Origin of the sequence: Pseudomonas sp. IAC-BECa141 (assembly GCF_020544405.1) — a bacterium.
Classification (GTDB): domain Bacteria; phylum Pseudomonadota; class Gammaproteobacteria; order Pseudomonadales; family Pseudomonadaceae; genus Aquipseudomonas.
On sequence record NZ_CP065410.1, the window covers coordinates 3,987,871 to 4,010,731 of the forward strand.

Annotated in this window: 19 protein-coding genes and 1 pseudogene; 14 read left to right on the forward strand and 6 right to left on the reverse strand. The window is 62.3% G+C overall.

Annotation, left to right across the window (positions count from 1 at the left end; translation table 11 throughout):
* Positions 1-646 precede the first annotated feature (646 nt).
* The 12 genes from I5961_RS18170 (at position 647) to I5961_RS18225 (ending at position 13,740) form a co-directional block, all read left to right on the forward strand.
* Positions 647-1,465, forward strand: coding sequence for a TonB family protein (locus I5961_RS18170; protein ID WP_227232962.1), 819 nt, complete (start codon positions 647-649; stop codon positions 1,463-1,465).
* 49 nt (positions 1,466-1,514) lie between these two features.
* Positions 1,515-2,219, forward strand: a complete 705-nt coding sequence (locus I5961_RS18175; RefSeq protein WP_007959058.1) for a MotA/TolQ/ExbB proton channel family protein — start codon at positions 1,515-1,517, stop codon at positions 2,217-2,219.
* The gene (locus I5961_RS18180; protein ID WP_085703293.1) at positions 2,219-2,620 is read left to right on the forward strand and encodes an ExbD/TolR family protein; all 402 of its coding nucleotides are present in this window, start codon (positions 2,219-2,221) and stop codon (positions 2,618-2,620) included. Before I5961_RS18175 ends, I5961_RS18180 begins: the two co-directional genes overlap by 1 nt.
* Positions 2,621-2,827: 207 nt before the next feature.
* Positions 2,828-5,533: a TonB-dependent receptor gene (locus I5961_RS18185; RefSeq protein ID WP_227232963.1), complete on the forward strand. Its 2,706-nt coding sequence runs from the start codon at positions 2,828-2,830 to the stop codon at positions 5,531-5,533.
* Between the two features lie 88 nt (positions 5,534-5,621).
* Entirely contained in the window at positions 5,622-7,493 is a 1,872-nt protein-coding gene (locus tag I5961_RS18190) for an extracellular solute-binding protein (protein ID WP_227232964.1), read from the forward strand.
* A 1-nt stretch (position 7,494) separates the two neighbouring features.
* The gene (locus I5961_RS18195) at positions 7,495-8,559 is read left to right on the forward strand and encodes a microcin C ABC transporter permease YejB (protein WP_085703296.1); all 1,065 of its coding nucleotides are present in this window, start codon (positions 7,495-7,497) and stop codon (positions 8,557-8,559) included.
* The gene (locus I5961_RS18200; RefSeq protein WP_085703297.1) at positions 8,559-9,581 is read left to right on the forward strand and encodes an ABC transporter permease; all 1,023 of its coding nucleotides are present in this window, start codon (positions 8,559-8,561) and stop codon (positions 9,579-9,581) included. The genes I5961_RS18195 and I5961_RS18200 overlap by 1 nt, the downstream gene beginning before the upstream one ends.
* A 14-nt stretch (positions 9,582-9,595) precedes the next feature.
* Positions 9,596-11,293 (forward strand): ABC transporter ATP-binding protein, encoded by a 1,698-nt coding sequence (locus I5961_RS18205; RefSeq protein ID WP_085703298.1) that lies wholly within the window; start codon positions 9,596-9,598, stop codon positions 11,291-11,293.
* Between the two features lie 103 nt (positions 11,294-11,396).
* On the forward strand, positions 11,397-11,918 hold the full coding sequence (locus I5961_RS18210; protein WP_085703299.1) for a DUF3455 domain-containing protein: 522 nt from the start codon (positions 11,397-11,399) through the stop codon (positions 11,916-11,918).
* Between the two features lie 42 nt (positions 11,919-11,960).
* Positions 11,961-12,494 (forward strand): sigma-70 family RNA polymerase sigma factor, encoded by a 534-nt coding sequence (locus tag I5961_RS18215; protein ID WP_176247742.1) that lies wholly within the window; start codon positions 11,961-11,963, stop codon positions 12,492-12,494.
* Entirely contained in the window at positions 12,491-13,186 is a 696-nt protein-coding gene (locus I5961_RS18220) for an anti-sigma factor domain-containing protein (RefSeq protein WP_085698931.1), read from the forward strand. Before I5961_RS18215 ends, I5961_RS18220 begins: the two co-directional genes overlap by 4 nt.
* A gap of 113 nt (positions 13,187-13,299) precedes the next feature.
* Positions 13,300-13,740, forward strand: coding sequence for a hypothetical protein (locus I5961_RS18225; protein ID WP_011335081.1), 441 nt, complete (start codon positions 13,300-13,302; stop codon positions 13,738-13,740).
* A 77-nt stretch (positions 13,741-13,817) separates the two neighbouring features.
* Here the strand turns inward: I5961_RS18225 and I5961_RS18230 are convergent, their stop codons facing one another.
* Positions 13,818-14,906 (reverse strand): DUF1615 domain-containing protein, encoded by a 1,089-nt coding sequence (locus I5961_RS18230; protein ID WP_227232965.1) that lies wholly within the window; start codon positions 14,904-14,906, stop codon positions 13,818-13,820.
* 194 nt (positions 14,907-15,100) lie between these two features.
* On the opposite strand from I5961_RS18230, the gene I5961_RS18235 reads away from it, so the two are divergent.
* Positions 15,101-16,630 carry an FAD-dependent oxidoreductase gene (locus I5961_RS18235; RefSeq protein WP_085703302.1) on the forward strand — a complete coding sequence of 510 codons (1,530 nt, stop codon included), beginning with the start codon at positions 15,101-15,103 and terminating at the stop codon, positions 16,628-16,630.
* Between the two features lie 128 nt (positions 16,631-16,758).
* Here I5961_RS18235 and hemB read toward each other — a convergent pair whose 3' ends face one another.
* Complete coding sequence (gene hemB, locus I5961_RS18240; protein ID WP_085648205.1) at positions 16,759-17,733, reverse strand: porphobilinogen synthase; 975 nt, start codon at positions 17,731-17,733, stop codon at positions 16,759-16,761.
* A gap of 159 nt (positions 17,734-17,892) precedes the next feature.
* A pseudogene (locus I5961_RS18245) lies at positions 17,893-18,590 on the reverse strand (glutathione S-transferase family protein).
* A 295-nt stretch (positions 18,591-18,885) separates the two neighbouring features.
* On the opposite strand from I5961_RS18245, the gene I5961_RS18250 reads away from it, so the two are divergent.
* The gene (locus I5961_RS18250; protein ID WP_085698923.1) at positions 18,886-19,560 is read left to right on the forward strand and encodes a histidine phosphatase family protein; all 675 of its coding nucleotides are present in this window, start codon (positions 18,886-18,888) and stop codon (positions 19,558-19,560) included.
* Between the two features lie 26 nt (positions 19,561-19,586).
* On the opposite strand, the gene mnmH is transcribed toward I5961_RS18250, so the two are convergent.
* The 3 genes from mnmH to I5961_RS18265 all read right to left on the reverse strand — a co-directional run bounded on the left by mnmH (position 19,587) and on the right by I5961_RS18265 (position 22,435).
* Complete coding sequence (gene mnmH, locus I5961_RS18255; protein WP_085703305.1) at positions 19,587-20,690, reverse strand: tRNA 2-selenouridine(34) synthase MnmH; 1,104 nt, start codon at positions 20,688-20,690, stop codon at positions 19,587-19,589.
* Positions 20,690-21,724 carry a selenide, water dikinase SelD gene (gene selD / locus I5961_RS18260; protein ID WP_227232966.1) on the reverse strand — a complete coding sequence of 345 codons (1,035 nt, stop codon included), beginning with the start codon at positions 21,722-21,724 and terminating at the stop codon, positions 20,690-20,692. The genes mnmH and selD overlap by 1 nt, the downstream gene beginning before the upstream one ends.
* Before the next feature lie 87 nt (positions 21,725-21,811).
* Positions 21,812-22,435: a hypothetical protein gene (locus tag I5961_RS18265; protein WP_227232967.1), complete on the reverse strand. Its 624-nt coding sequence runs from the start codon at positions 22,433-22,435 to the stop codon at positions 21,812-21,814.
* Between the last annotated feature and the right edge of the window lie 426 nt (positions 22,436-22,861).

Sequence of the window (22,861 nt, forward strand, 5' to 3'; positions counted from 1 at the left end):
CAGCACATCGATACAACTTTCGCCGTTCGGCGTTAATGTTCAAAGCGCACCAAAACTGCACTTTCAATCATTACCCCGAGCCTTACTTTATTTAGACAAGAACAAGGAATACCGCCTGTGACCCGCTAAAACACTGACCCGCACCAAATCAGTCCGCCACGCACCATCAAGCGTCCTGGCCGACACGAGAACAGCCGCTCTATCTCGCTGAACAGCGCGATACCGCGCCAAGCCTGTCTCGCCCCGAAAAAAGCTCTGCAAACAGGGCCGTCGGGAGGTTATGCGCCCATGAAAACCGGCGTGTTCAATGAAACTTATATAAATGCGACACAGGCATCATCCGTGAAATAACCGCTACACAATTGGTCACGCTTTGGCACAGCGGTTGCTATTGCATCAACCATGAGGGCAAGAATGATGTTCGCCACTCAATTGCACACTCACTTATAAAAGAACAGCCACGGACCGGATCAATGAACCATCGAAGTCGGCATTACTGAAGCAACAAGCTGCACAAGCCCTGTTCAATAGATAGTTCAACTATCGGCTTCTGCACACCTGTATGAAAGTTGCGACCACTCACTCGAACAACCCTGTGTTGTTCGAACGGCACCTTATTGCCCTTCATCCACCCGAGGGAGCTTTAATGAACGATGCGGTAAAGCACAGAACGCCGCCGGGGCCATTACCGAACACAGCGCTTGCGTCGGTGGCGGATCGGCCCGTCTATAAGGCCAACACTTCACAGCCCGGCGGCCTGAACAAACAGCAGATGCTGTTGCTGGTAGCGGTGTCGGCGTTGATACACGGCGGCGCCTGGTGGTTTTTCCAGCAGGCCAGGGCCGAGCCGCTGCCCACGCCACCGGAAATTCCGGAAATGACCGTCGAGCTGACCAGCCCGACACCTCCGGCCCCGCCGACACCGGAGCCGCCGCCCCCACCACCGCCCCCGCCCGAGCCGGAACAACCGGTGGAAGACGAGGACGCGGTCAAGCCGCCGCCCAAACCGGTGGAGAAACCCAAGCCGATCGAAAAACCGAAACCGGTCGAGAAACCCAAACCGGTGAAAAAGGTCGAGCCGCCGAAAGCGCCGCCCGCCCCTGCGCAACCGGCTGCGCCTGCCGCCCCGGCCACTCCGAGCGCGCCACCGGCACCTGCGGCGGCACCGGGCCCGGTGAAAGAGACGGCGGCGATATCCGGCCTCGCCAGCCTCGGCAACCCGCCGCCGGAATACCCGTCGCTGGCCCTGCGGCGCAACTGGGAAGGCAGCGTGGTGCTGCGGATTCAGGTGCTGGCCAACGGTCGCGCAGGCTCGGTGACGGTGACCAAGTCCAGCGGCAAGCCGCAACTGGATGACGCGGCGGTCGCGGCGGTGAAGGCCTGGAAGTTCATTCCGGCCAAACGCGGTGACACACCGATCGACGGCTTCGCCACCCAGACCATCGATTTCAAATTGCCGCAATGACGGCGCGACAACCGAACTCACAACCGATTAACGCAAGCGAGGTGTAGCCATGAACGATTCTCTGTCTTCGATGATTGTCCCCGGCGTGCTCTGGGGGCTGGTGCTGTTTTCCGTGGTCAGCTGGGCGATCCTGCTGGTCAAGTCGGCGCAATACCTGCGCCAGAAAACCCAGAACCGGCAGTTCAGCAAAGCCTTCTGGGGCGCGCCGGATTTGCTCACCGCCGCCGAACACGCCAGCCAATATCCGGGCTCGCTTGCGCGGATCGCCAGCAGCGGTTTCGAAGCCCTGCTGGTAGAAGAATCCCCGCGCACCACCCAGCAACTGGCGCACACCATCAACCGTTCCGACCGACTGGAACGCAATCTGCGCCAACAGATCCAGAAGGAACGCCGCTCGCTGGAAAACGGCCAGGCGATCCTCGCCAGTATCGGCAGCACCGCGCCGTTCATTGGCCTGTTCGGCACCGTGTGGGGAATCATGGAAGCCCTGCAAAGCATCGGCGCCAGCGGTTCGGCCAGTCTGGAAACCGTGGCCGGGCCGATCGGCCACGCGCTGATCGCCACCGGTGTGGGGATTGCTGTCGCGGTGCCGGCGGTGCTGATTTACAACTTCTTCCTGCGACGCCTGAAGCTGGCCTCGGCAGACATGGATGACTTCGCCCACGACTTCGACGCCCTCGCCTCGCGCAGCGCGTTTTCCATCAGCCGCCAGGCTATCGCCAAATCCACGGCCGCCGTGCGGGAGGCCAGCTGATGTCCTTTTCCACTCAAGACAGCGATGAAGTGCTCAGCGAAATGAACGTCACGCCGCTGGTGGACGTGATGCTCGTGCTGCTGGTGGTGTTCATCGTCACCGCGCCGCTGATGACTAACGCGATCAAGGTCAACCTGCCGAAAACCGACGCCGTCGCCCCCGCCGAAAAGAAAGATCCGGTGGTGGTCAGCGTGGATCAGGATGGCAAGTTCTTCCTGGCCAAGACCGAGCTGGCGCCGGAATCACTGGAGGCCAGCCTCAAGGAGGTCAAGGCCAGGGACGCCGAAGTGCGCGTGCAGCTGCAGGCCGACTCCGCCGTGAATTACGGCCAGGTGGCCAAAGCCATGGCGTCCATCGAGCGCTCGGGCATCACCAAGATATCGGTGATGACCACCCGCTGACGGCGGTGCCGGGCGCGCAGTGAGGGACGCGCCCGGCACCGCTCGTTGAATCCCGTCGCAATCGGCCGACCGAAAAACGCAGCGCGTCTTCGGAGGGGATCGGCTTGCTTGAAGAAAGTGGTTTTCGCGGCGCGGCACCACCGTGCTCCGTGCAAAGAGGGCTCACAAGGCCATTTCGATAAACGTCTAACAAAGTCGGAAACAACCATGCTGATGAACACTCCACGCTTCACGCTCAAACCTCTGGTGGCGACGATTTCCCGCCACCGTTTCGTTCCGTTGTACCTGGTGGCCATGGGGATGGGCGCCGGGGTTCAGGCGGCCGAGGACGACAACAACGTCCCGGCCGCCGCTGCGGTGGTCGCACCGACCACGCAACTGCAACGGGTCGAAGTCACCGGTTCGGCGATCCGTCGGGTCGACGCGGAAACGGCGGTGCCGATCACCGTGCTCAAGGCCGATGAGCTGCGCAAACAGGGCGTGACCACCACCGCCGAACTGGTGCAGCGCATCACCGGCAGCCAGTCGATCAACAACAGCGCTGGCTCGGTCGGCTCGGCCACCGGCGGCGCCTCGTTCGCCGACATGCGCGGCATCGGCGCGAACAAGACACTGGTGCTGCTCAATGGTCGCCGGCTGGCCAACAACGCCCTGTCGGGCACCAACTCGGCCGGCGGCGCGGTGGATCTGAACATGATCCCGTTTGCTGCGATCGAGCGCGTGGAAGTGCTGCGCGACGGCGCCTCGGCCCTGTACGGCACCGACGCCATCGGCGGCGTGATCAACTTCATCACCAAAAAATCCATGACCGACGGCCAGCTCACCCTCGGCGGCGAAACCCCGACCCACAGCGGCGGCGGTGCGACCAAGGACATGAGCGCCAGCTGGGGCTACGGCGACCTGGAGCAGGACCGCTTCAACGTGCTCGGCGTGTTCAACTACAACAAGCAGCAGAACCTCGACGCCAACGACCGTTCGTTCGCCCGCGACTACGTGCCCGGCCGTGGCCTGGATCAGACCTCCGGCACCGCGTTCCCCGGCAACTACAGCCAGAACGGCAACGCCACCAACCCGCTGGCCAACAGCAATTGCAACGGCCCCAACCTGGTGGCCCGCGATGGCCTCTGCCGCTTCAGCACCCGCGAGTACATCGACCTGGTGCCAGAGACCGAGAAGACTTCGTTCTTCGGCAAGACCACCGGCAAACTGGCCGACGACCACAACGTCAACCTCGAATACTTCTGGTCGCGCAACAACAACGCCACCGCCGTGGGACCTGCGCCATTGACCGGCCTGAGCCTGGATTCGTCCTCGCCCTACTACCCTGGCAACGGCATCACCCCGGCACCCACCGGTTTCGCCCTCGACCCGACGCAACCGGTGGACGTGAACTGGCGCGAAACCGCCGCCGGCCCGCGCGAATCGAAAGACCAGAACACCAGCCAGCGCTTTTTGCTGAGCTTCGACGGCCTGGTCGGCGGCTGGGACTACAACGTCGGCGCCTCGTACAACCAGAACAAGATCGTCTCCAGCGTCACCAGCGGCTACGTCAGCGATCAGGCGATGATCGACGGTCTGGCCAGCGGCCTGCTCAACCCGTTCGGCCCGCAGACCAGCGCCGGTCAGCAATACATCGATCAGGCCGCTTACCACGGCGCCTATTCCACGGCGGTCGGCCGGGTCGCCGGTTTCGACGGGCGGATCAGCCGCGAGATCGGTGACTGGTTCGGTGCCGGCCCGTCGGGTCTGGCGCTGGGCGGGGAGTACCGCAAAGAGAAATTCCACCAGGACTTCGAAGCCTTTGCCGGCGACATCCAGAGCCTGGGCATTGACCCGGCCGGCAGTGTCGAGGGCGACCGCAGCGTAAAAGCCGCCTACGCGGAAATCAACGTGCCGGTGCTCGACAGCCTGGAATTGTCCGCCGCGGTGCGTCACGACAAATACAGCGACTTCGGCAGCACCACCAACCCGAAATATTCGTTCCGTTATCAGCCGCTCAAGGAACTGGTGGTGCGCGGCGCCTACAGCGAAGGCTTCCGCGCGCCGTCGCTGTATGAGTTGTATTCGCCGCGCAGCATCACCTACACCCAGGGCTACTACAACGACCCGGTGCTGTGTACCGGCGGCGTGGTGCAACCGGGCGGCAACGGCGGGCGCGATTGCGGTCAGCAGTTCCTCAACCAGATCGGCGGCAACGAAGACCTGGCACCGGAGAAAGCTCGCAACGTGACCTTGGGCTTCGTTTATCAGCCGGTCAACAATCTGTCCGTAGGCCTGGATTTCTGGTGGATTCACATCTCCAACCAGATCCAGCCGTTCCCGGAATCCACCGTGTTCGATCAGGCCGGCAGCTACCCTGACCGCTTCGTGCGCAACGCCGACGGCACGCTCAACTACATCGTCACCGGCAACGCCAACCTCGGCATCGTCGAAACCAATGGCGTCGATGTGTCGCTGGACTATCGCTTCCCGAACACGCCGTACGGTCAGTTCGGTCTGGGCCTGCAAGGCACTTACGTCGACGAGTACGACTTCCAGAGCACCATCAAGGGCCCGTTCACCGACAAGGTCGGCGACTTCAGGGGTGACGGGGTGATTGCCCGCTGGAAACACAACCTGACCGGCTCCTGGACCTTCGGCGCCGCCCGCGCGGCGCTGACCAACCGCTTCACCACCGGCTACAACGACTACGACCGCGAGACCAACGCGCGGGTCGCGTCGTACTCGGTGTGGGACCTGTCGGCCGGCTACACCTTCGACAAGGTGCTGGACGTGGATGCGGGAGTGAAGAACCTGTTCGACCGCGACCCGCCGTTCACCAACCAGGCCTACAACTTCCAGAGCGGCTATGACCCGCGCTACACCGATCCGCTGGGCCGCACGCTGTTTGCGCGCATGACGTACCACTTCTAAGGATCGAGCACTGCATAACCCTGTGGGAGCCGACTTGCCAGCTCCCACAGGGGTTCCTTGTTCTTTCAGAGGTTTGAGGAGTGATCTCATGGACTTTTTGCGCAACATGGCCGGCCTGCTGCTCGGCAGTGCGCTGCTGTGCAACGCGGCATCTGCGCTGGCCGGCGGCAGCTACGCGATGACGGTGTACGGCGAGGCGCCGAAATACCCCGCCGGTTTCCAGCACTTCGACTTCGTCAATCCCGACGCACCGAAGGGCGGCTCGCTCAGCCGCGCTTCAATGGAGATCGGTCAGTACAACTACATCACCCCGTATGCCGATCAGGGCATTTCCGTGGTGCAGGTCAACGACTGGGTGTACTCGCCGCTGGCGTTCCGCTCGCTGGACGAGCCCTACACCGTCTACGGCCTGGTGGCGCAATCCATGGAGCGCGATCCCGGCGGTCTGTGGGTGCGCTTCAACCTGAATCCCGAGGCGCGTTTCGCCGACGGCACGCCGATCACCGCCGAGGACGTGCGTTACACCTTCGAGCTTCTGATGACCAAGGGCAGCCTGAGTTATCGCCAGCAATACGCCGATGTGCAGGACGTACTGGTCGAAGGCCCGCGACAGATTCGCTTCACCTTCAAGAACAACCTCAACCGCACCCTGGCGCTGGATCTGGCCTCGCTGCGACCGGTGCCCGAGCACTGGTGGAAAACCCGCGACTTCGCCAACGGCGGCGGCTTCGAACCACCACTGGGCAGTGGCCCGTACCGGGTGAGCAAGGTCGATGCGGGGCGCAGCATCGGTTTCCAGCGCGATCCGGATTGGTGGGGCAAGGACTTGCCGGTCAGTCGCGGGATGTACAACTTCGACAGCCTGACCGTGAACTTCTACGGCGACACCGACGTCGCCCGGCAACTGCTGCAGGCCGGGGCGTTCGACTACAACCGCGAGTTTTCTTCATCCGGCTACGTGGTCGGCTACGACAGCCCGGCCCTGCGTGACGGACGCCTGCAACAGGCGATTCTCGCCCCGGACAAACCGACCAGCGCCCAAGGGTTTGTGTTCAACCTGCAGAACCCGTTGTTCAAGGATCACCGGGTGCGCAAGGCGCTGAGCCTGCTGTGGGATTTCGAGTGGACCAACAAGCAAATGATGCGCGGCTTCTACGTGCGCCAGAACAGCTACTGGCCGAAGAGTGAAATGGCCGCCACCGCCCTGCCCGACGCTGGCGAACTGGCGATCCTCGAACCGCTGCGCGGACAGATTCCGGACGAGGTTTTCAACCGGGTCTATCAGGCGCCGAAAACCGATGGCAGCGGCTACATCCGCGACAAGCAGTTGCAGGCCCTGAAACTGCTGGCGGAGGCCGGATGGACGCCGAAAAACAACCGCCTGGTAAACGCCGCCGGCGAGCCCTTCGAATTCACCTTCCTCGACGGCCAGGGCGGCTTCGACCGCATGCTGCTGCCCTACAAACGCAACCTGGCGCAGATCGGCATCACCCTGAATCTGCGGCGCATCGATTCGGCGCAGTACATCAACCGGCTTAACGCCCGGGATTACGACATGATCGTCACCAGTTTCCCCCGCAGCGGCGATCCGATCGTCTCGCCGGGCCGCGAGCTGTACAGCCTGTATGCCTCGCAGAGCGCCACACAAGTCGGCAGCTCCAATTCGATGGTGCTGGCGGACCCGGCGGTAGACCGGCTGATCGACGGCCTGGTCCAGGCCAATACCCGCGACGCCATGGTGCGTTACGCCCGCGCCCTCGACCGAGTGCTGCAATGGGGTGACTACATGATTCCCAACTACTACTCCAAAGGCACGCCGACGGTGTATCAGAACCGCTTCGGCAGGCCGTCGGTGCAACCGATTTACAGCGAAGGCCTCGACACCTGGTGGGAGGTCTCGGCCAAGCCGCTGACCAACCAGCAGATGAGTGCCCTGCACCACCTCGCGGGGGGCCAGTGACATGTGGCGTTATCTGAGTCGACGTCTGTTGCTGATCATCCCGACGCTGCTGTGCATTCTGGTGGTCAACTTCGTCATCGTGCAGGCGGCGCCCGGCGGCCCGGTGGAGCAGGCCATCGCTCGCCTGCAAGGCTTCGGCGGACACAGCATGGGCGGCGCCAGCGAAGTGACCGCGATCGGCGGGGCCGGACGCAGCAGCCGCGGCCTGGACCCGGCGCTGATCGAAGAGATCAAGCAGCACTACGGTTTCGACAAACCGATGCACGAACGCCTGTGGCTGATGCTCAAGAACTACGCGCAACTGGAGCTGGGCAGCAGCTTCTTTCGCGGTGCGAAGGTGACCGATCTGATCGTGCAGAAGCTGCCGGTGTCGCTGTCCCTCGGCCTGTGGGCAACCTTGATCACCTACCTGATTTCGATCCCGCTGGGGATCCGTAAAGCGATCAAAAACGGCAGCGCGTTCGATGTCTGGAGCAGCACGGCGATCATCGTCGGTTACGCGATGCCGGCGTTTCTGTTCGCGATCCTGTTGATCGTGGTGTTCGCCGGGGGCAGCTACGTCAACTGGTTTCCGGTGCAGGGGCTGGTCTCGGACAATTTCGACAGCCTGAGCCTGTGGGGCAAGGTCGGCGACTACCTGTGGCACCTGGTATTACCGGTGACGGCGCTGGTGATCGGCGGTTTTGCGACGCTGACGATCCTGACCAAAAACAGCTTCCTCAACGAGATCAGCCGTCAGTACGTGATCACCGCACGCGCCAAGGGCCTGACCGAACGACGCGTGCTCTACGGCCATGTGTTTCGCAACGCGATGCTGCTGGTGGTGGCCGGTGTGCCGTCGGCATTGATCGAGGTGTTTTTCGCCGGCTCGCTGCTGATCGAAACCATCTTCAACCTCGATGGCCTCGGGCGCATGAGCTACGAAGCGGCGGTGTCACGGGACTACCCGGTGGTGTTCGGCACGCTGTTCCTGTTCACCCTGTTCGGCCTGTTGATCAAGCTGATCGGCGACCTCTGCTACACCCTGCTCGACCCGCGCATCGACTTCTCGGCGAGGACTGCCTGATGTTCACACTCTCCCCTCTGGGCCGGCGGCGCCTCGCGCAATTCAAGGCCAACCGTCGCGGGCGCTGGTCGCTGTGGCTGTTCGTCGGGCTGTGCCTGATCTGCCTCGGCGGCGAACTGATCGCCAATGACAAACCGCTGGTGATCCGCTACCACGACGCTTTTTACTTCCCGATCCTCAGCGATTATCAGGAAACCGATTTCGGCGGCGAATTGCCCTTCCAGCCGGATTACGCCAGCAATTACGTGCACCAACTGATCGAGGATCAAGGCGGCTGGATGCTGTTCCCGCCGATTCCGTTCAGCTACGACACGGTCAATTACGACCTCACGGAACCGGCGCCGAGCCCGCCGTCCTCCAGCAACTGGCTGGGCACCGACGATCAGGCGCGGGACGTGTTGGCGCGGGTGATTTTCGGCACGCGGATTTCGATTCTGTTTGCACTGATCCTCACCGCCGTCAGTGCGCTGGTCGGCATCGTGGCCGGGGCGTTGCAGGGTTACTACGGCGGCTGGGTCGACTTGCTCGGGCAGCGGGTGCTGGAGATCTGGTCGGGGCTGCCGGTGCTGTACCTGCTGATTATTTTGTCGGGGTTCGTTTCGCCCGGTTTCTGGTGGCTGCTGGGGATCATGGCGCTGTTTTCCTGGCTGGCACTGGTGGACGTGGTGCGCGCCGAGTTCCTGCGCGGGCGCAGCCTGGAATACGTCAAGGCCGCGCGGGCCCTGGGCCTGACGGACAGCGAGTTGATGCGCCGGCACATTCTGCCCAACGCCATGACCTCAACCCTCACGTACCTGCCGTTCATTCTGACCGGCGCCATCGCCACCCTCACCGCGCTGGACTTTCTCGGTTTCGGCATGCCCGCCGGCACCGCGTCGCTGGGTGAACTGATCGGCCAGGCCAAGCGCAATCTGCAAGCGCCGTGGCTGGGGCTGACGGCGTTTTTTGCCCTGGCGCTGATTCTGTCCCTGCTGGTGTTCATCGGCGAAGCCTGCCGTGACGCGTTCGATCCGCGATCCTGATCCCCGGAGCTGAAATGACCGACAACCTGATTGAAATCCGCGACCTGCGCGTCGCCTTCGCCGGGCACGAAGTGGTGCACGGTGTGAATCTCGACATCCGCCGTGGCGAGTGCCTGGCACTGGTCGGCGAATCCGGCTCGGGCAAGTCGGTGACGGCGCACTCGATCCTGCGTTTGCTGCCAGGCAAAACCGTCAGCAGCACGGGCAGCATCCGCTACAACGGCGTGGACTTGCTGCACGCCAGCGAACAGCAACTGCGCGGCTTGCGCGGCAACCGCATCGCGATGATTTTCCAGGAGCCGATGACTTCGCTGAACCCGTTGCACACGGTGGAAAAACAGATCAGCGAAGTGCTGGAGATCCACAAGGGGCTCAAGGGCCGCGCCGCGCGCCAGCGCACGCTGGAGCTGCTGGAACTGGTCGGCATTCGCCAGCCGTTGCAGCGCTTGAAGGCCTATCCGCACCAGCTCTCCGGCGGCCAGCGGCAACGGGTGATGATCGCCATGGCGCTGGCCAACGAGCCGCAATTGCTGATCGCCGATGAGCCGACCACCGCGCTGGACGTAACCGTGCAACAGAAGATTCTCGAACTGCTGATCGAGTTGCAGCAACGCCTCGGCATGTCGCTGCTGCTGATCAGTCACGACCTCAATCTGGTGCGGCGCATCGCCCAGCGGGTGTGCGTAATGCGCCACGGGGAAATCGTCGAACAGGCCGACTGCGCAACACTGTTCCGCACCCCGCAGCATCCCTACAGCCGCCTGCTGATCGAGGCGGAACCGTCGGGGGCACCGGTGCCGAGTCGCTACGATCACAACCTGCTGGAAGTGGACGATCTGAAAGTCTGGTTCCCGCTGCCCAAGACGTTGTTCAGCCGCACCCAGGAATACATCAAGGCCGTGGACGGCGTGAGTTTCCGGCTGCAACGGGGCAAGACCCTGGGCATTGTCGGCGAGTCCGGCTCGGGCAAGTCGACGCTGGGCCAGGCGATTCTGCGGCTGGTGGAATCCGAGGGCGACATTCGGTTCGGCAACAAGCAATTGAGCCTGTTCAATCAGCGCTTGATGCGCCCGTTGCGGCGACAGATCCAGGTGGTGTTCCAAGACCCGTTCGGCAGCCTCAGCCCACGGATGTCGGTGCAGCAGATCATCGCCGAAGGCCTGCTGACCCACGGCATCGGCACGGCGGAGGAACGTGAGGCGGCGGTGATCCGCGTGCTGGAGGAAGTCGGCCTCGACCCGCAGAGCCGCCATCGCTATCCCCACGAATTCTCCGGCGGCCAGCGCCAGCGCATTTCCATCGCCCGGGCACTGGTGCTGGAACCGGCGCTGATTCTGCTCGACGAACCGACCTCGGCGCTGGATCGCACGGTGCAGAAACAGGTGGTGGAATTGTTGCGGCAATTGCAGATCCGTCACGGCTTGACGTACCTGTTCATCAGCCATGACCTGGCGGTGGTGCATGCGCTGGCGCACGACTTGATGGTGATCAAGGACGGCAAGGTGGTGGAACAGGGAGCGTCGCGCCAGATTTTTGCGGCGCCGCAGCATGCGTATACCCAGGCGTTGCTGAAAGCCTCCGGCCTGAAGCCTGACAAAGATCCCTGTGGGAGCGAGCTTGCTCGCGAAGGCGTCGGATCAGTCAGCATTTATGTGGCTGACACACCGTATTCGCGAGCAAGCTCGCCCACAGGTGTAATCGATGGGGTTTGAAGTTTATTTTCCGGCCACTGCATCCAAACCGCTCCGTCACGGGTAGTCCCTGTAACAGCCCATTTTCGGCTGTCAGCGGTCTACCCTTTTCGGAGAAACACTGATGAACATCACCCAACTGATTGGCCTCACCGGTTTGCTCGCCGTTGCCTCGACAAGCTTTGCCCAAAGCAGTTATCCCGATGCGATCAAGGTGCCGGACGGCCACAGGATCGCGATGGAAACCACCGGGGTCGGCGAGATCACCTACGAATGCCGGGACAAGGCCAATGTCGCCGGCCAGACCGAGTGGGTGTTCGTCGGCCCGAAAGCGGTGCTCAATGATCGCAGCGGCAAACAGGTCGGCACCTACTTCGGCCCGCCCGCCACCTGGCAGGCGCAGGACGGCTCGAAAGTCACCGGCACGCAACTGGCCGTTGCGCCATCGAGCCCGGGTAACCTGCCCTATCAACTGGTCAAGGCCAACCCCGCCGAAGGCAAAGGCGCCATGAGCGGCGTGAGCTACATCCAGCGCGTCGCGCTCAAGGGCGGCGTGGCGCCGGGCAGTGAATGCACGGCGGCGAACAAGGGCCAGAAGGAAGTGGTGAAGTACCAGGCCGATTACATTTTCTGGGCGGCGAACTGAGCCTGACTGGACGTTTGCTCGATGCTTGCTAGATTGCAGGACATGTCATTGCCCGAAACCGCGTTCGATTACGAAGCCCGCCTCGCCGCCTGTGCCCGCGGCGAGCGCGGGGCCCTGCGCGAATTGTATGTGCAGGAAAGTCCGCGCCTGCTCGGTGTGGCCCGCCGTCTGGTGCGTGACGCGGCGCTGGCCGAAGACATCGTTCACGACGCCTTCATCAAGATCTGGGCCGGCGCGGCGGGTTTCGACCCGGCGCGCGGTTCGGCCCGGGGCTGGATGTTCAGCGTGACCCGCCATCTGGCGCTGAATGTGTTGCGCAATCACGACCGGGAAACACCGCTGAACGACAACAACGAATCTCCGGCGATTGATGACGGCTTCGATGCGCTGGCGCAATCGACCCGCGTCCATCGCTGCCTGCATCAACTGGAACCGCAACGTCGCCGCTGCATCCTTCACGCCTACGTCGACGGTTACAGCCACGCGCAGATCGCCCAGCGCCTCGACACGCCGCTGGGCACCGTCAAAGCCTGGATCAAACGCAGCCTCAATGCGTTGCGGGAGTGCATGGGATGACCACCGAATCGGCGCAGGAACGCGATGAACTGGCCAGCGAATACGTGCTCGGCACCCTCTCGGCCGAAGCGCGCGCCGAAGTGCAACGACGCTTGCCCAACGAGCCCGAGCTGCAAGCGGCCGTGGACGCCTGGGAGCGGCGTCTGCTGGAACTGACCGACCTCGTCCCGGCGCATCAGCCCTCGTCGCAACTGTGGCAACGCATTGAACGCACTGTCGGGCAACTCACCCATAAACCGGCACCAGAGATTTCCTGGTGGAACCGCCTGTCACTGTGGCGCGGCTTGAGCGCTGCGGGGCTGGCCGCGAGCTTGCTGCTGGGGTCGATCCTGTTGACCCAGACCACGCCGAAACCGAGCTTTCTGGTGGTGCTGGTCGCCCCGCAGGACAAGGCACCGGGCTGGGTGATCCAGGCCAGCAGTCCACGGGAGATTCAGTTGATTCCGCTGGGCGTGGTCGAGGTGCCGACCGACAAGGCCCTGGAGTTCTGGACCAAGGCCGACGGCTGGCAGGGGCCGGTGTCGCTGGGGCTGGTCAAGCCGGGGCAGGCGCTGTCGATCCCGCTGGACAAGCTGCCGCCGCTGCAACCGAACCAGTTGTTCGAGCTGACGCTGGAAGGCGCCAACGGCTCGCCGATCGGCAAACCCACCGGGCCGATCCAGGCGATTGGCCGTGCCGTGAAGGTGTTGTGACGAACCATCATCGGCGTCGATGTTCACCATCACGTCAATGAAGTTCTCTTAAAAAATCCCGGGCGTAACATCCGCTCCATACCAAACAAACAACACCCCCGGAGCACACCATCATGAAACGCCAAGTCATCCTCAGCATTGCCCTTTCGGTTCTGGCCTTCAACGCATTTGCCGCCAAGCCGGCCCACACCATGATCGCCGAAGGCGGTTCCGATCGTCTGATCGAACGCCGCGTTGCCGAAGGTGGTTCGGATCGTCTGATCGAACGCCGCGTCGCTGAAGGTGGTTCGGATCGTCTGATCGAACGCCGCGTCGCTGAAGGTGGTTCGGATCGCCTGATCGAACGCCGCGTCGCTGAAGGTGGTTCGGATCGTCTGATCGAACGCCGTGTCGCTGAAGGTGGCTCGGATCGTCTGATCGAACGCCGCGTCGCTGAAGGTGGTTCGGATCGTCTGATCGAACGCCGTGTCGCTGAAGGTGGTTCGGATCGTCTGATCGAACGCCGCGTCGCTGAAGGTGGCTCGGATCGTCTGATTGAACGTCGCGTCGCCTGAATGAATAGCTTGACCGCAACAACCCAGAAAAACCCGGCTCCCGTCAGCCGGGTTTTTTTATACCTTTTTGATCGTCCTCAGCCCTTGGCCATGCAGCGCCGATAGCGCTCGTCGACCCGTTTGGCAAACCACGCCGTGGTCAGTTTGCGGGTGATCTTCGGGCTTTGCAGCACGATGCCCGGCAGCACCGCACGAGGCAATGTCTTGCCTTCCGCACGCTCGGCCAGCTCGAACACCCGCTGATACAGTCTGGTTTCCTCGAAGGCCAGGCTATCGCCCTTCTCCAGTTGATCGCGGATCACCGGATTACGCATGCCCAGCGATTTGCCGAGGGTGCGCACCGCCAGTTCCGTGCTGCCCGGCATGATCGCGCCCGGGCGGATCAGGTCGCCATCCAGCGCCAGCGCAATGCCCGAAGCGCGGCTGACCGCGTTTTGAAACGCCGCGTTGCGACTGGCGTACCAGCCGGCGTTGAAGTCGGCAAAGCGGTACAGCGGCTCGCGGTAACTCACCGGATACCCCAGCAAATGCGCGATACCGAAATACATCCCGCCACGACGGGTGAACACCTCGTGACGAATCGTCCCGTCCACCGGGTACGGATAGTCCTTGGCGTGCTGCTCGGCGAATTCAATGCTGACCTGCATCGGCCCGCCGGTGTGCACCGGGTTGAAACCGCTGAACAGCGTACGGCCCATCGGCACCGAGCCGATGAAGTCATCGAAAATCGCGCTCAATTCCTTTTCATTGCGGGCGGCGCTCAGGCGTTCGCTGTAGGTTTTGCCGTTGGGCGAGCGCACCTGCAAGGCACCACTGACCAACAGGCTCGGGATATGCACCTTGGCGGCGCGGCGGTCGATTTCGTCACGGGCGATCTTGCCCAGGCCGGGCACCGGCGGATCGACCTGAAAGGTCGATTCCTGCTCGGCAACGGCCAGCACCGAACACAGGTTTTGCGTGGTCGAGCTGATGCCCTGGGCGGCGAACGCGGCGTAGATGTCGGTGGCCCAGCCCTGGCGGTCGACGGTTTTTGCCGGCAGCAGGCGCACGATCTGCGCCTTGACCTCGGCGGGCGGGCGCGGCGCCGGTTCGATGCTGCGTTGACCGGCGCAACCGGCCAGCACCAGCAGCGCGGCGAGGCTGACGAATAATCGAGGGGTGTGCATAACGCTTCATCCAGTCCGTTGAGCCGGGTTAACCCTACGCGCAATCGCAGGGTGCAGGATAGGACTGCGGGCCGGCGACGCTGTTCCATCGTCCCGTTTGGCAGGCCGACTGGCCGCCCTCGCCGACTGATCCATACTTGCTGCTGCACACGTAGCGGCATGCCGCAGGTCAGGACACGCGAGGAGGACAGACCATGAACCGCAGTGATGTTCTGATCATCGGCGCAGGTCCCACCGGACTGGTGCTGGCCTTGTGGCTGAGCAAACTGGGCGTGCGCGTGCGCATCATCGACAAGACCTCCGCGCCTGGCACCACATCGCGGGCGCTGGCGGTGCAGGCGCGCACCCTTGAGCTGTACCGGCAACTGGATCTGGCCGACACAGTGGTGCGCAACGGCCATCGGGTGGCCGCGGCGAATTTCTGGGTCAAGGGCAAACCCGTGGCGCAACTGCCGCTGAACCGGATCGGCGATGGCCTGACACCCTATGCCTTTCTGGAAATGTACCCGCAGGACGAACACGAACGGCTGTTGATCGACCGCCTCGAAGACTACGACGTAACCATCGAGCGCAACACGACGCTGGAAAGCTTCACGGAAAACGGCGACGGCCTCACCGCGCATTTGCGCCTGCCGGATGGCGAGCAGGAAATCTGTCAGGCCTGCTATCTCGCCGGCTGTGACGGCGCCCGCTCGGTCGTGCGCAAAACCCTCGACACCGGTTTTCCCGGCGGCACTTATCAGCAGATTTTCTATGTCGCGGATGTGCGGGCCAGCGGCCCGGCGCTCAACGGCGAGTTGCATCTGGATCTGGACGAAGCGGATTTTCTGGCGGTGTTCCCGCTGGCCGGCGAAGGCCGTGCGCGGCTGATCGGCACCGTGCGCGACGAACGTGCTGATCGCGCCGAAACCCTGGAGTTTTCTGATGTCAGCAATCGCGCCATCGAACACCTGAACGTGCACATCGAGGACGTCAACTGGTTCTCCACCTACCGCGTGCATCACCGCGTGGCGGATCACTTTCGCCAGGGCCGGGCGTTTCTGCTCGGCGACGCGGCCCACGTACACAGCCCCGCCGGCGGTCAGGGCATGAACACCGGCATCGGCGATGCGATCAATCTGGCATGGAAACTCGCGGCAGTGCTCGGCGGCGCTGCCACACCCCAACTGCTCGACAGCTACGAGACCGAACGCATCGCCTTCGCCCGACGGCTGGTGTCGACCACCGACAAGGTCTTCAGCTTCGTCACCGCCGAAGGGCGCATGGCCGACCTGCTGCGCACGCGGCTGGCGCCGTTCCTGATTCCGAAAATGGCCTCATTCGAGTCCAGCCGCGAATTCCTGTTTCGTACGGTGTCGCAAATCACCGTCAACTATCGGGGCATGGCGCTGAGCGAAGGCGTGGCCGGGCACGTCCACGGCGGCGACCGCTTGCCGTGGGCCCATGATGGCGAGGGGGATAATTACGAGCCGTTGCGCCATCCGTGCTGGCAGGTGCATGTGTACGGTGACACCAGCGACGAGATGATCGCCTGGTGCAATGAACATCACTTGCCGCTGCACGTGTTCGACTGGCGTCCGGCGTTTGAAACGGCAGGACTGGGGCGCAATGGCTTTTACCTGTTGCGCCCGGATACCTACGTGGCGATTGCCGACAACAGCGCGGATCCGAAGGTGATCGAGCGGTACTTCCGTGATCACGGGATCCGTCCGTTTTTTACCTGATTCAGAACACCACAAACCACTGTGGGAGCGAGCTTGCTCGCGATAGCGGTCTGTCAGTCAATGCAGGGTTGTCTGATACGCCGATATCGCGAGCAAGCTCGCTCCCACATTGGATTTTGTGGTGTTGCTTAAATCCCGGCCAATGCCAGGTCCATCGCAAAGTAGGTGAAGATCAGGTCCGCACCCGCGCGCTTGATCGCGCCGAGGCTTTCGCGCACCACGCGGTCTTCGTCGATGGCCCCGGCCTGGGCGCCGAACTTGATCATCGCGTACTCGCCGCTGACCTGATACGCCGCCAACGGCAGGTTCGAGGCTTCACGGATGTCGCGGATGATGTCCAGGTACGCGCCGGCCGGTTTGACCATCAGTGCGTCGGCGCCTTCCTGCTCATCGAGCAACGATTCGCGCAGGGCCTCGCGGCGGTTCATCGGGTTCATCTGATAGCTTTTGCGATCGCCCTTCAGCGCGCTGCCGCCAGCCTCGCGGAACGGGCCGTAGAGCGCCGAGGCGAATTTGGTCGAGTAGGCCATGATCGGAATCTGCGTGAACCCGGCATCGTCCAGTGCCCGGCGAATCGCCCGCACCTGGCCGTCCATCGCTGCCGACGGCGCGATCACGTCGGCACCGGCACGCGCCGCCGCCACCGCTTGTTTGCCGAGGTTGATCAGGGTCTGGTCGTTGTCGACTTCATGGTTGTGCATCACGCCGCAATGGCCGTGGTCGGTGTATTCGCAAAAGCAGGTGTCGGACATCACGATCATCTCCGGCACGGCGTCCTTGGCGATCCGCGACATGCGCGACACCAGCCCGTTTTCGCGCCAGGTGTCGCTGCCGTTGGCGTCCAGATGGTGGGACACGCCGAAGGTCATCACCGACTTGATCCCGGCCCGGGCGTAACGCTCGATTTCACCGGCCAGTTTGCGCTCCGGAATGCGCATCACGCCGGGCATGCTCTTGATCGGCACGAAGTCGTCGATCTCTTCTTCGACGAAGATCGGCAGCACCAGATCGTTGAGGGAAAACTCGGTTTCCTGGAACAGGCTGCGCAGGCTCGCATTGCGGCGCAGACGGCGTGGACGTGCTTCGGGGAACTGACTGGACATGGGGCCTTTCCTGAAAACAGCGGATGAGACGAAAGTCGTAGGGGGCGAAGCTTATGCCTTGCGAGGATCGAGGTACAAACCTGGATCAATCAACAGTGCATTACCCAGGACGCAATAATCATCAGAACAACCCACAGGATCAGATGTACAACCCTGAAATCAGGAAGGGATGGTCAGGCCGCGCACGACGGCCGGCCGCGCCAGGAAGCGCTCCAGCACCCGGGTGACGTTCGGGAAGTTATTGATGCCGACCAGATCGCCCGCCTCGTAGAAACCGATCAGGTTGCGCACCCACGGAAACGTGGCGATGTCGGCGATGGTGTAGCGCTCGCCCATGATCCAGTCGCGCCCTTCCAGACGGGTGTTCAGTACGCTGAGCAGGCGCCGGCTTTCTTCGACGTAACGGTCACGGGGACGTTTGTCTTCGTAGTCCTTGCCGGCAAATTTGTTGAAGAAACCGAGCTGGCCGAACATCGGGCCGATGCCGCCCATCTGGAACATCAGCCACTGAATGGTTTCGTAGCGCAGCGCGCCTTCCTGGGCGAGCAACTGGCCGCTCTTGTCGGCGAGATAGATCAGGATCGCACCGGACTCGAACAACGGCAGCGGTTTGTCCTCGGGCCGTGGGGGTCGAGGATCGCCGGGATCTTGTTGTTCGGGTTCAGCGACAGGAATTCCGGGGACATCTGGTCATGGGTGTCGAAGCCCACGCGGTGCGGCTCGTAGGGCAGGCCGATCTCTTCGAGCATGATCGAAACCTTGACGCCGTTAGGTGTCGGCAACGAATAGAGCTGAATCCAGTCAGGGTACTGCGCCGGCCATTTCTGGGTGATCGGGAACGCGGACAGATCGGTCATGTGTAGCATCCAGTCACAAAATGAAAGGCCTGAGCATAATCCACGATCAGCCCTATGGCTCGGGTTCTTTACACCCTCGCCCGCCCGCTTACTTAAATCCGCAACATCCTGTGATTAACCTTCCCTTCAATCGCAGGGGCCGAAAGGTAAAGTGCGGCGCACGCAGCCGGATCGAACCAAACAGGCCTCAGAGGGCTCCAAGCAAGCCATTGATGACAGGGAAAACTTCCGGCGTGCGAGCCCGGTGCAGAGGTTTGTCAGCCTTAACCGAACAGACTGAAGAACCCTATATCCCATGACGAACTTGATGAAATTCGCCAAACGCTTCAAACACCGCGCCTATGTGGCCCTGCCCACTCTGCTGGCGGTCAGCGCGCTGTTCCTGTCGCTGGAATCCAGCGAAAGCCGCGCGCAAACGGTGGACGGCACCCAGACCCTGGTGTTCCTGCGCCACGCGGAGAAACCCGCCGGTGGTCTCGGCCAGCTCAACTGCCAGGGCCTGAACCGGGCCATCGACCTGTCGACCCTGCTGCCGGAAAAATTCGGCAAGGCCGACTATGTGTTCGCCGCCAACCCGACGCGCAATGTCGAGGAAGGCGAACTGGACAACTCCTACAGCTACATCCGCCCGCTGATGACCATCAGCCCCGCCGCGATCAAACTCGGCCTGCCGGTGAACATCGAATTTTCGGCCAACGATACCAGTGACCTCGCCCGCGAGTTGACCAACGACAAGTACCACAACTCGACCATCTACACCGCGTGGTCACACGGCTACCTTCCTGAATTGATCAACAAGGTTGCCGGCAACGCGGTAGGCGGAAAACAGAAAATCACCGATGACTGGGAATCCAGCGATTACGACTCGCTGTATGTGCTGACGCTGACCTGGCACAACGGCAAGGCCAGCCTGCAGAGCCACAGCTACAAACAGGGGCTGGATAACGGCCAGGAAAGCTGTCCGACGTGAGCAGTTGGCAGCCGGGTCGGAGCCCTTCAGGGGTTCCGGCTCATCCGCTGACTCAGATATTCGACGACCGCTCCGCGCTCCCCCACAAACTCGATCCGGCCGCCCTTCTTCTCACGCTGAAATACATACATCGGATCGTAATACTCGCGCAGCAACCCCTCGATCCAGCCCCGATGCAAATCCACCGCACCACTGCGGCCCTGCTCTGCCAGCGCTTCTTCCATCAGGAGCAACATCCGCCGATGCCGCTCGCCGCCCAGGCGCTTCTGCACATTGTCCAGGCTGGCCAGCAATCGCTCGGAAAACAGCGCAAAGCCTTCGTCCCCATGCACAGCGCAGAACTCGGCGGACAAATCCACCACATAGTCACGCAGGATCCGCTCGACACGGTTTTCAAAACTGTCCTCCAGCCAGACCATCGGGTATTGCTGCATGCCCTGATACAGCGGCAACGGCAACGCGCAGCTGCCGACCACCCGGCTTTCATCCTCAAGTACAAACTGATCAATGCCGGCGGCACGTTTTTTCAGAAAGTCGATGGCCAGCCGGTTCTCGAAATCGATGTTTGACGGCTGGCCGGTGGCGCGTTTGCCAAAGCTGGAGCCACGATGATTGGCATGCCCTTCAAGGTCGATGCCGTTGCGCAGTTGCACCAGCACTTCGGTCTTGCCCGTGCCGGTCATGCCGCCCAGCAACACGAAATCACACTGGGCCGTTGCCTGTTCAAGGGTGTCGATCAGGAAGCCGCGCATCGCCTTGTAACCACCACCGATTCGCGGGTAGTCAATGCCGGCCTCGTCCTTGAGCCAACGCTGCACGATCTGCGAACGCAGGCCGCCACGAAAGCAATACAGATAACCCTCCGGATGCGCCCGGGCAAAATCCGCCCATGCCTGAATACGTTCGGCCTTGACCGACCCGGACACCAATTGATGGCCCAGCTCGATGGCGGCTTGCTGACCGTGATGCTTGTAGCAAGTGCCGATTCTCTGCCGCTCGATGTCGTTCATCAGCGGCAGATTGACCGCACCGGGGAACGCGCCCTTGTGAAACTCGACCGGCGCACGGGCATCCATCAGTGGCCGGTCGTTGAGGAAGATGTCGCGGTAGTCGGTGAAGTCGGCGGCCATCAATTCACCTCGACCGCGTGGCTCTGTCGCCCGATCAATTCACCGATCGGCTCAAGCGCGAGGCCGAGTTCGGCAGCGACGGCGAGGAATTCTGCATTGCCTTCGGGGGTGACGGCCACCAGCAGACCGCCGCTGGTCTGCGGATCGCACAGCACCCGTTTGTGCAATTCCTGCACCCGTCCGACCCGGCTCGAATAACTGTCGAAATTGCGCAGAGTGCCGCCGGGCACACAGCCCTGTTCGAGGTAGTACTCGATGCTCGAAAGACGCGGCACCCGATCATAAAAAACCCGCGCTGTCAGGTGACTGCCGTCGGCCATCTCCACCAGATGCCCGAGCAGCCCGAACCCGGTGACGTCAGTCATGGCGGTGACCCCGGCCAGTTTGCCGAAACGGCTGCCGGGCTTGTTCAGCGTACACATCCAGTCCCGGGCCACGCCGATGTCGTCGGGGCGCAGCTTGCCCTTCTTTTCGGCGGTGGTGAGGATGCCGATGCCTAATGGTTTGGTCAGGTACAGCAGGCAACCGGCGGTGGCGGTGTCGTTGCGTTTCATGAAGCGCTTTTCCACCAGCCCCGTGACGGCCAGCCCGAAAATCGGCTCCGGCGCATCGATCGAATGCCCGCCGGCCAACGCAATCCCCGCCGCATCGCACACCGCGCGTCCGCCGCGAATCACGTCTCGCGCGACTTCCGGCGCCAGCACGTTGACCGGCCAGCCGAGGATCGCAATCGCCATCAGCGGATCGCCGCCCATGGCGTAGATGTCGCTGATCGCATTGGTGGCAGCGATGCGGCCGAAATCGAACGGGTCATCGACGATCGGCATGAAGAAATCCGTGGTCGAAACCACCCCGCGCTCGGCATCGATTTCATACACCGCCGCATCATCGCGCGACGCGTTGCCGACCCACAGTTTCGGATCAAGGTTCTGCGCCCCGCTGCCGGCCAGAATCACCTCCAGCGCCTTGGGCGAAATCTTGCAGCCACAACCGGCGCCGTGGCTGTATTGGGTCAGACGGATGGGTTCTGTCATGGGGAGTCTCCGGAAGGCAGTGGGGCGAATACTAGCAGAGAGGGTGGGAAGCACGTCTCGCCAAACTGTCCCTCACTGCTTCCGAGGCTATCGCTGCACCTCGGCAAAGATCTCGGTGATCGGCCGATGCGGCTGGCGCTTTTGCAGTTGGCGTACTTGCTCACTCAGCCGCAGCAGCTCTTCACTCGGTTTGGCCCACTGCTCTTTCGGCAGAGGCTCCGACCATTGGCGCATGGCCTCGGGCAGTGCTTGCTTGCCGATCCTTTCGAGACGGCGCACTTCCCATTCGACGAGGCGGTTGGGAATCGTCCACAAGGTCATGACGTGATAGAGGTACCAGAAGAAACCCGACAGCCGCGAACGAGAGCCGTCGCGGATCTGCTGATGCATGCGCGCTCGGGCGTTGCGGAAGGTGTGCAGGCCTTCGTGGGGTGGGTCGTCGGGGCCTTGCAGGTCTTGCAGATCCTGGATCGATTTGAGGTCGTGGATTTCGTATTCCATGTAGCCGCGAATGGCTTCCCAATGGCTGATGGCGAGGGGCAGGCCAGCGCATTGGAATTCGAGGCTGGTGAGGGTTTCGCCTTCGTAGAAGCCGATTCCCATGCCGTATTGGCGGTGAATCCCGTATTGGGTAGCGCCCTGGGCTTCGATGATCCAGGCGGAGAGGGATTCCCAGGGGACGAAGACCGGTTCGGTGGCGCCTTCGGGCATGAAGCAAACTTCGCGGCGTTGGCGGTTGAAACGGGTTGGGATGATTGAGGCGCGTTTTTTGTGGTTGTGGTGCCAGACTCCCAAGGTTATTGGGAGCATGAGAGGGCCTGTGAACATTATGTTTTCCCATGCCTCTTCAAAGATTGCGGCCATCGAATCCCATATGGCTTCCTGTCCATATCCAAAAATGACCCCAAGAAATCCTGTAATCAGCGGGAAGAGAAATAAAACCGTACAGGTCACGCTGAATGGTCCACCTAAAGTCATTTGCCACATAAATACTTGCGGTGATCCCAAACCAAAATCCAGGAAACCATCATTCATCTCCCCGACATGAGGTCCATAAGCAGGTATAGAGGTTGGCAATGGCAACGGTGCGAGATAAGTGACCTTACCGCTCGGAAATGGCTCGACATCTCCTGCTTT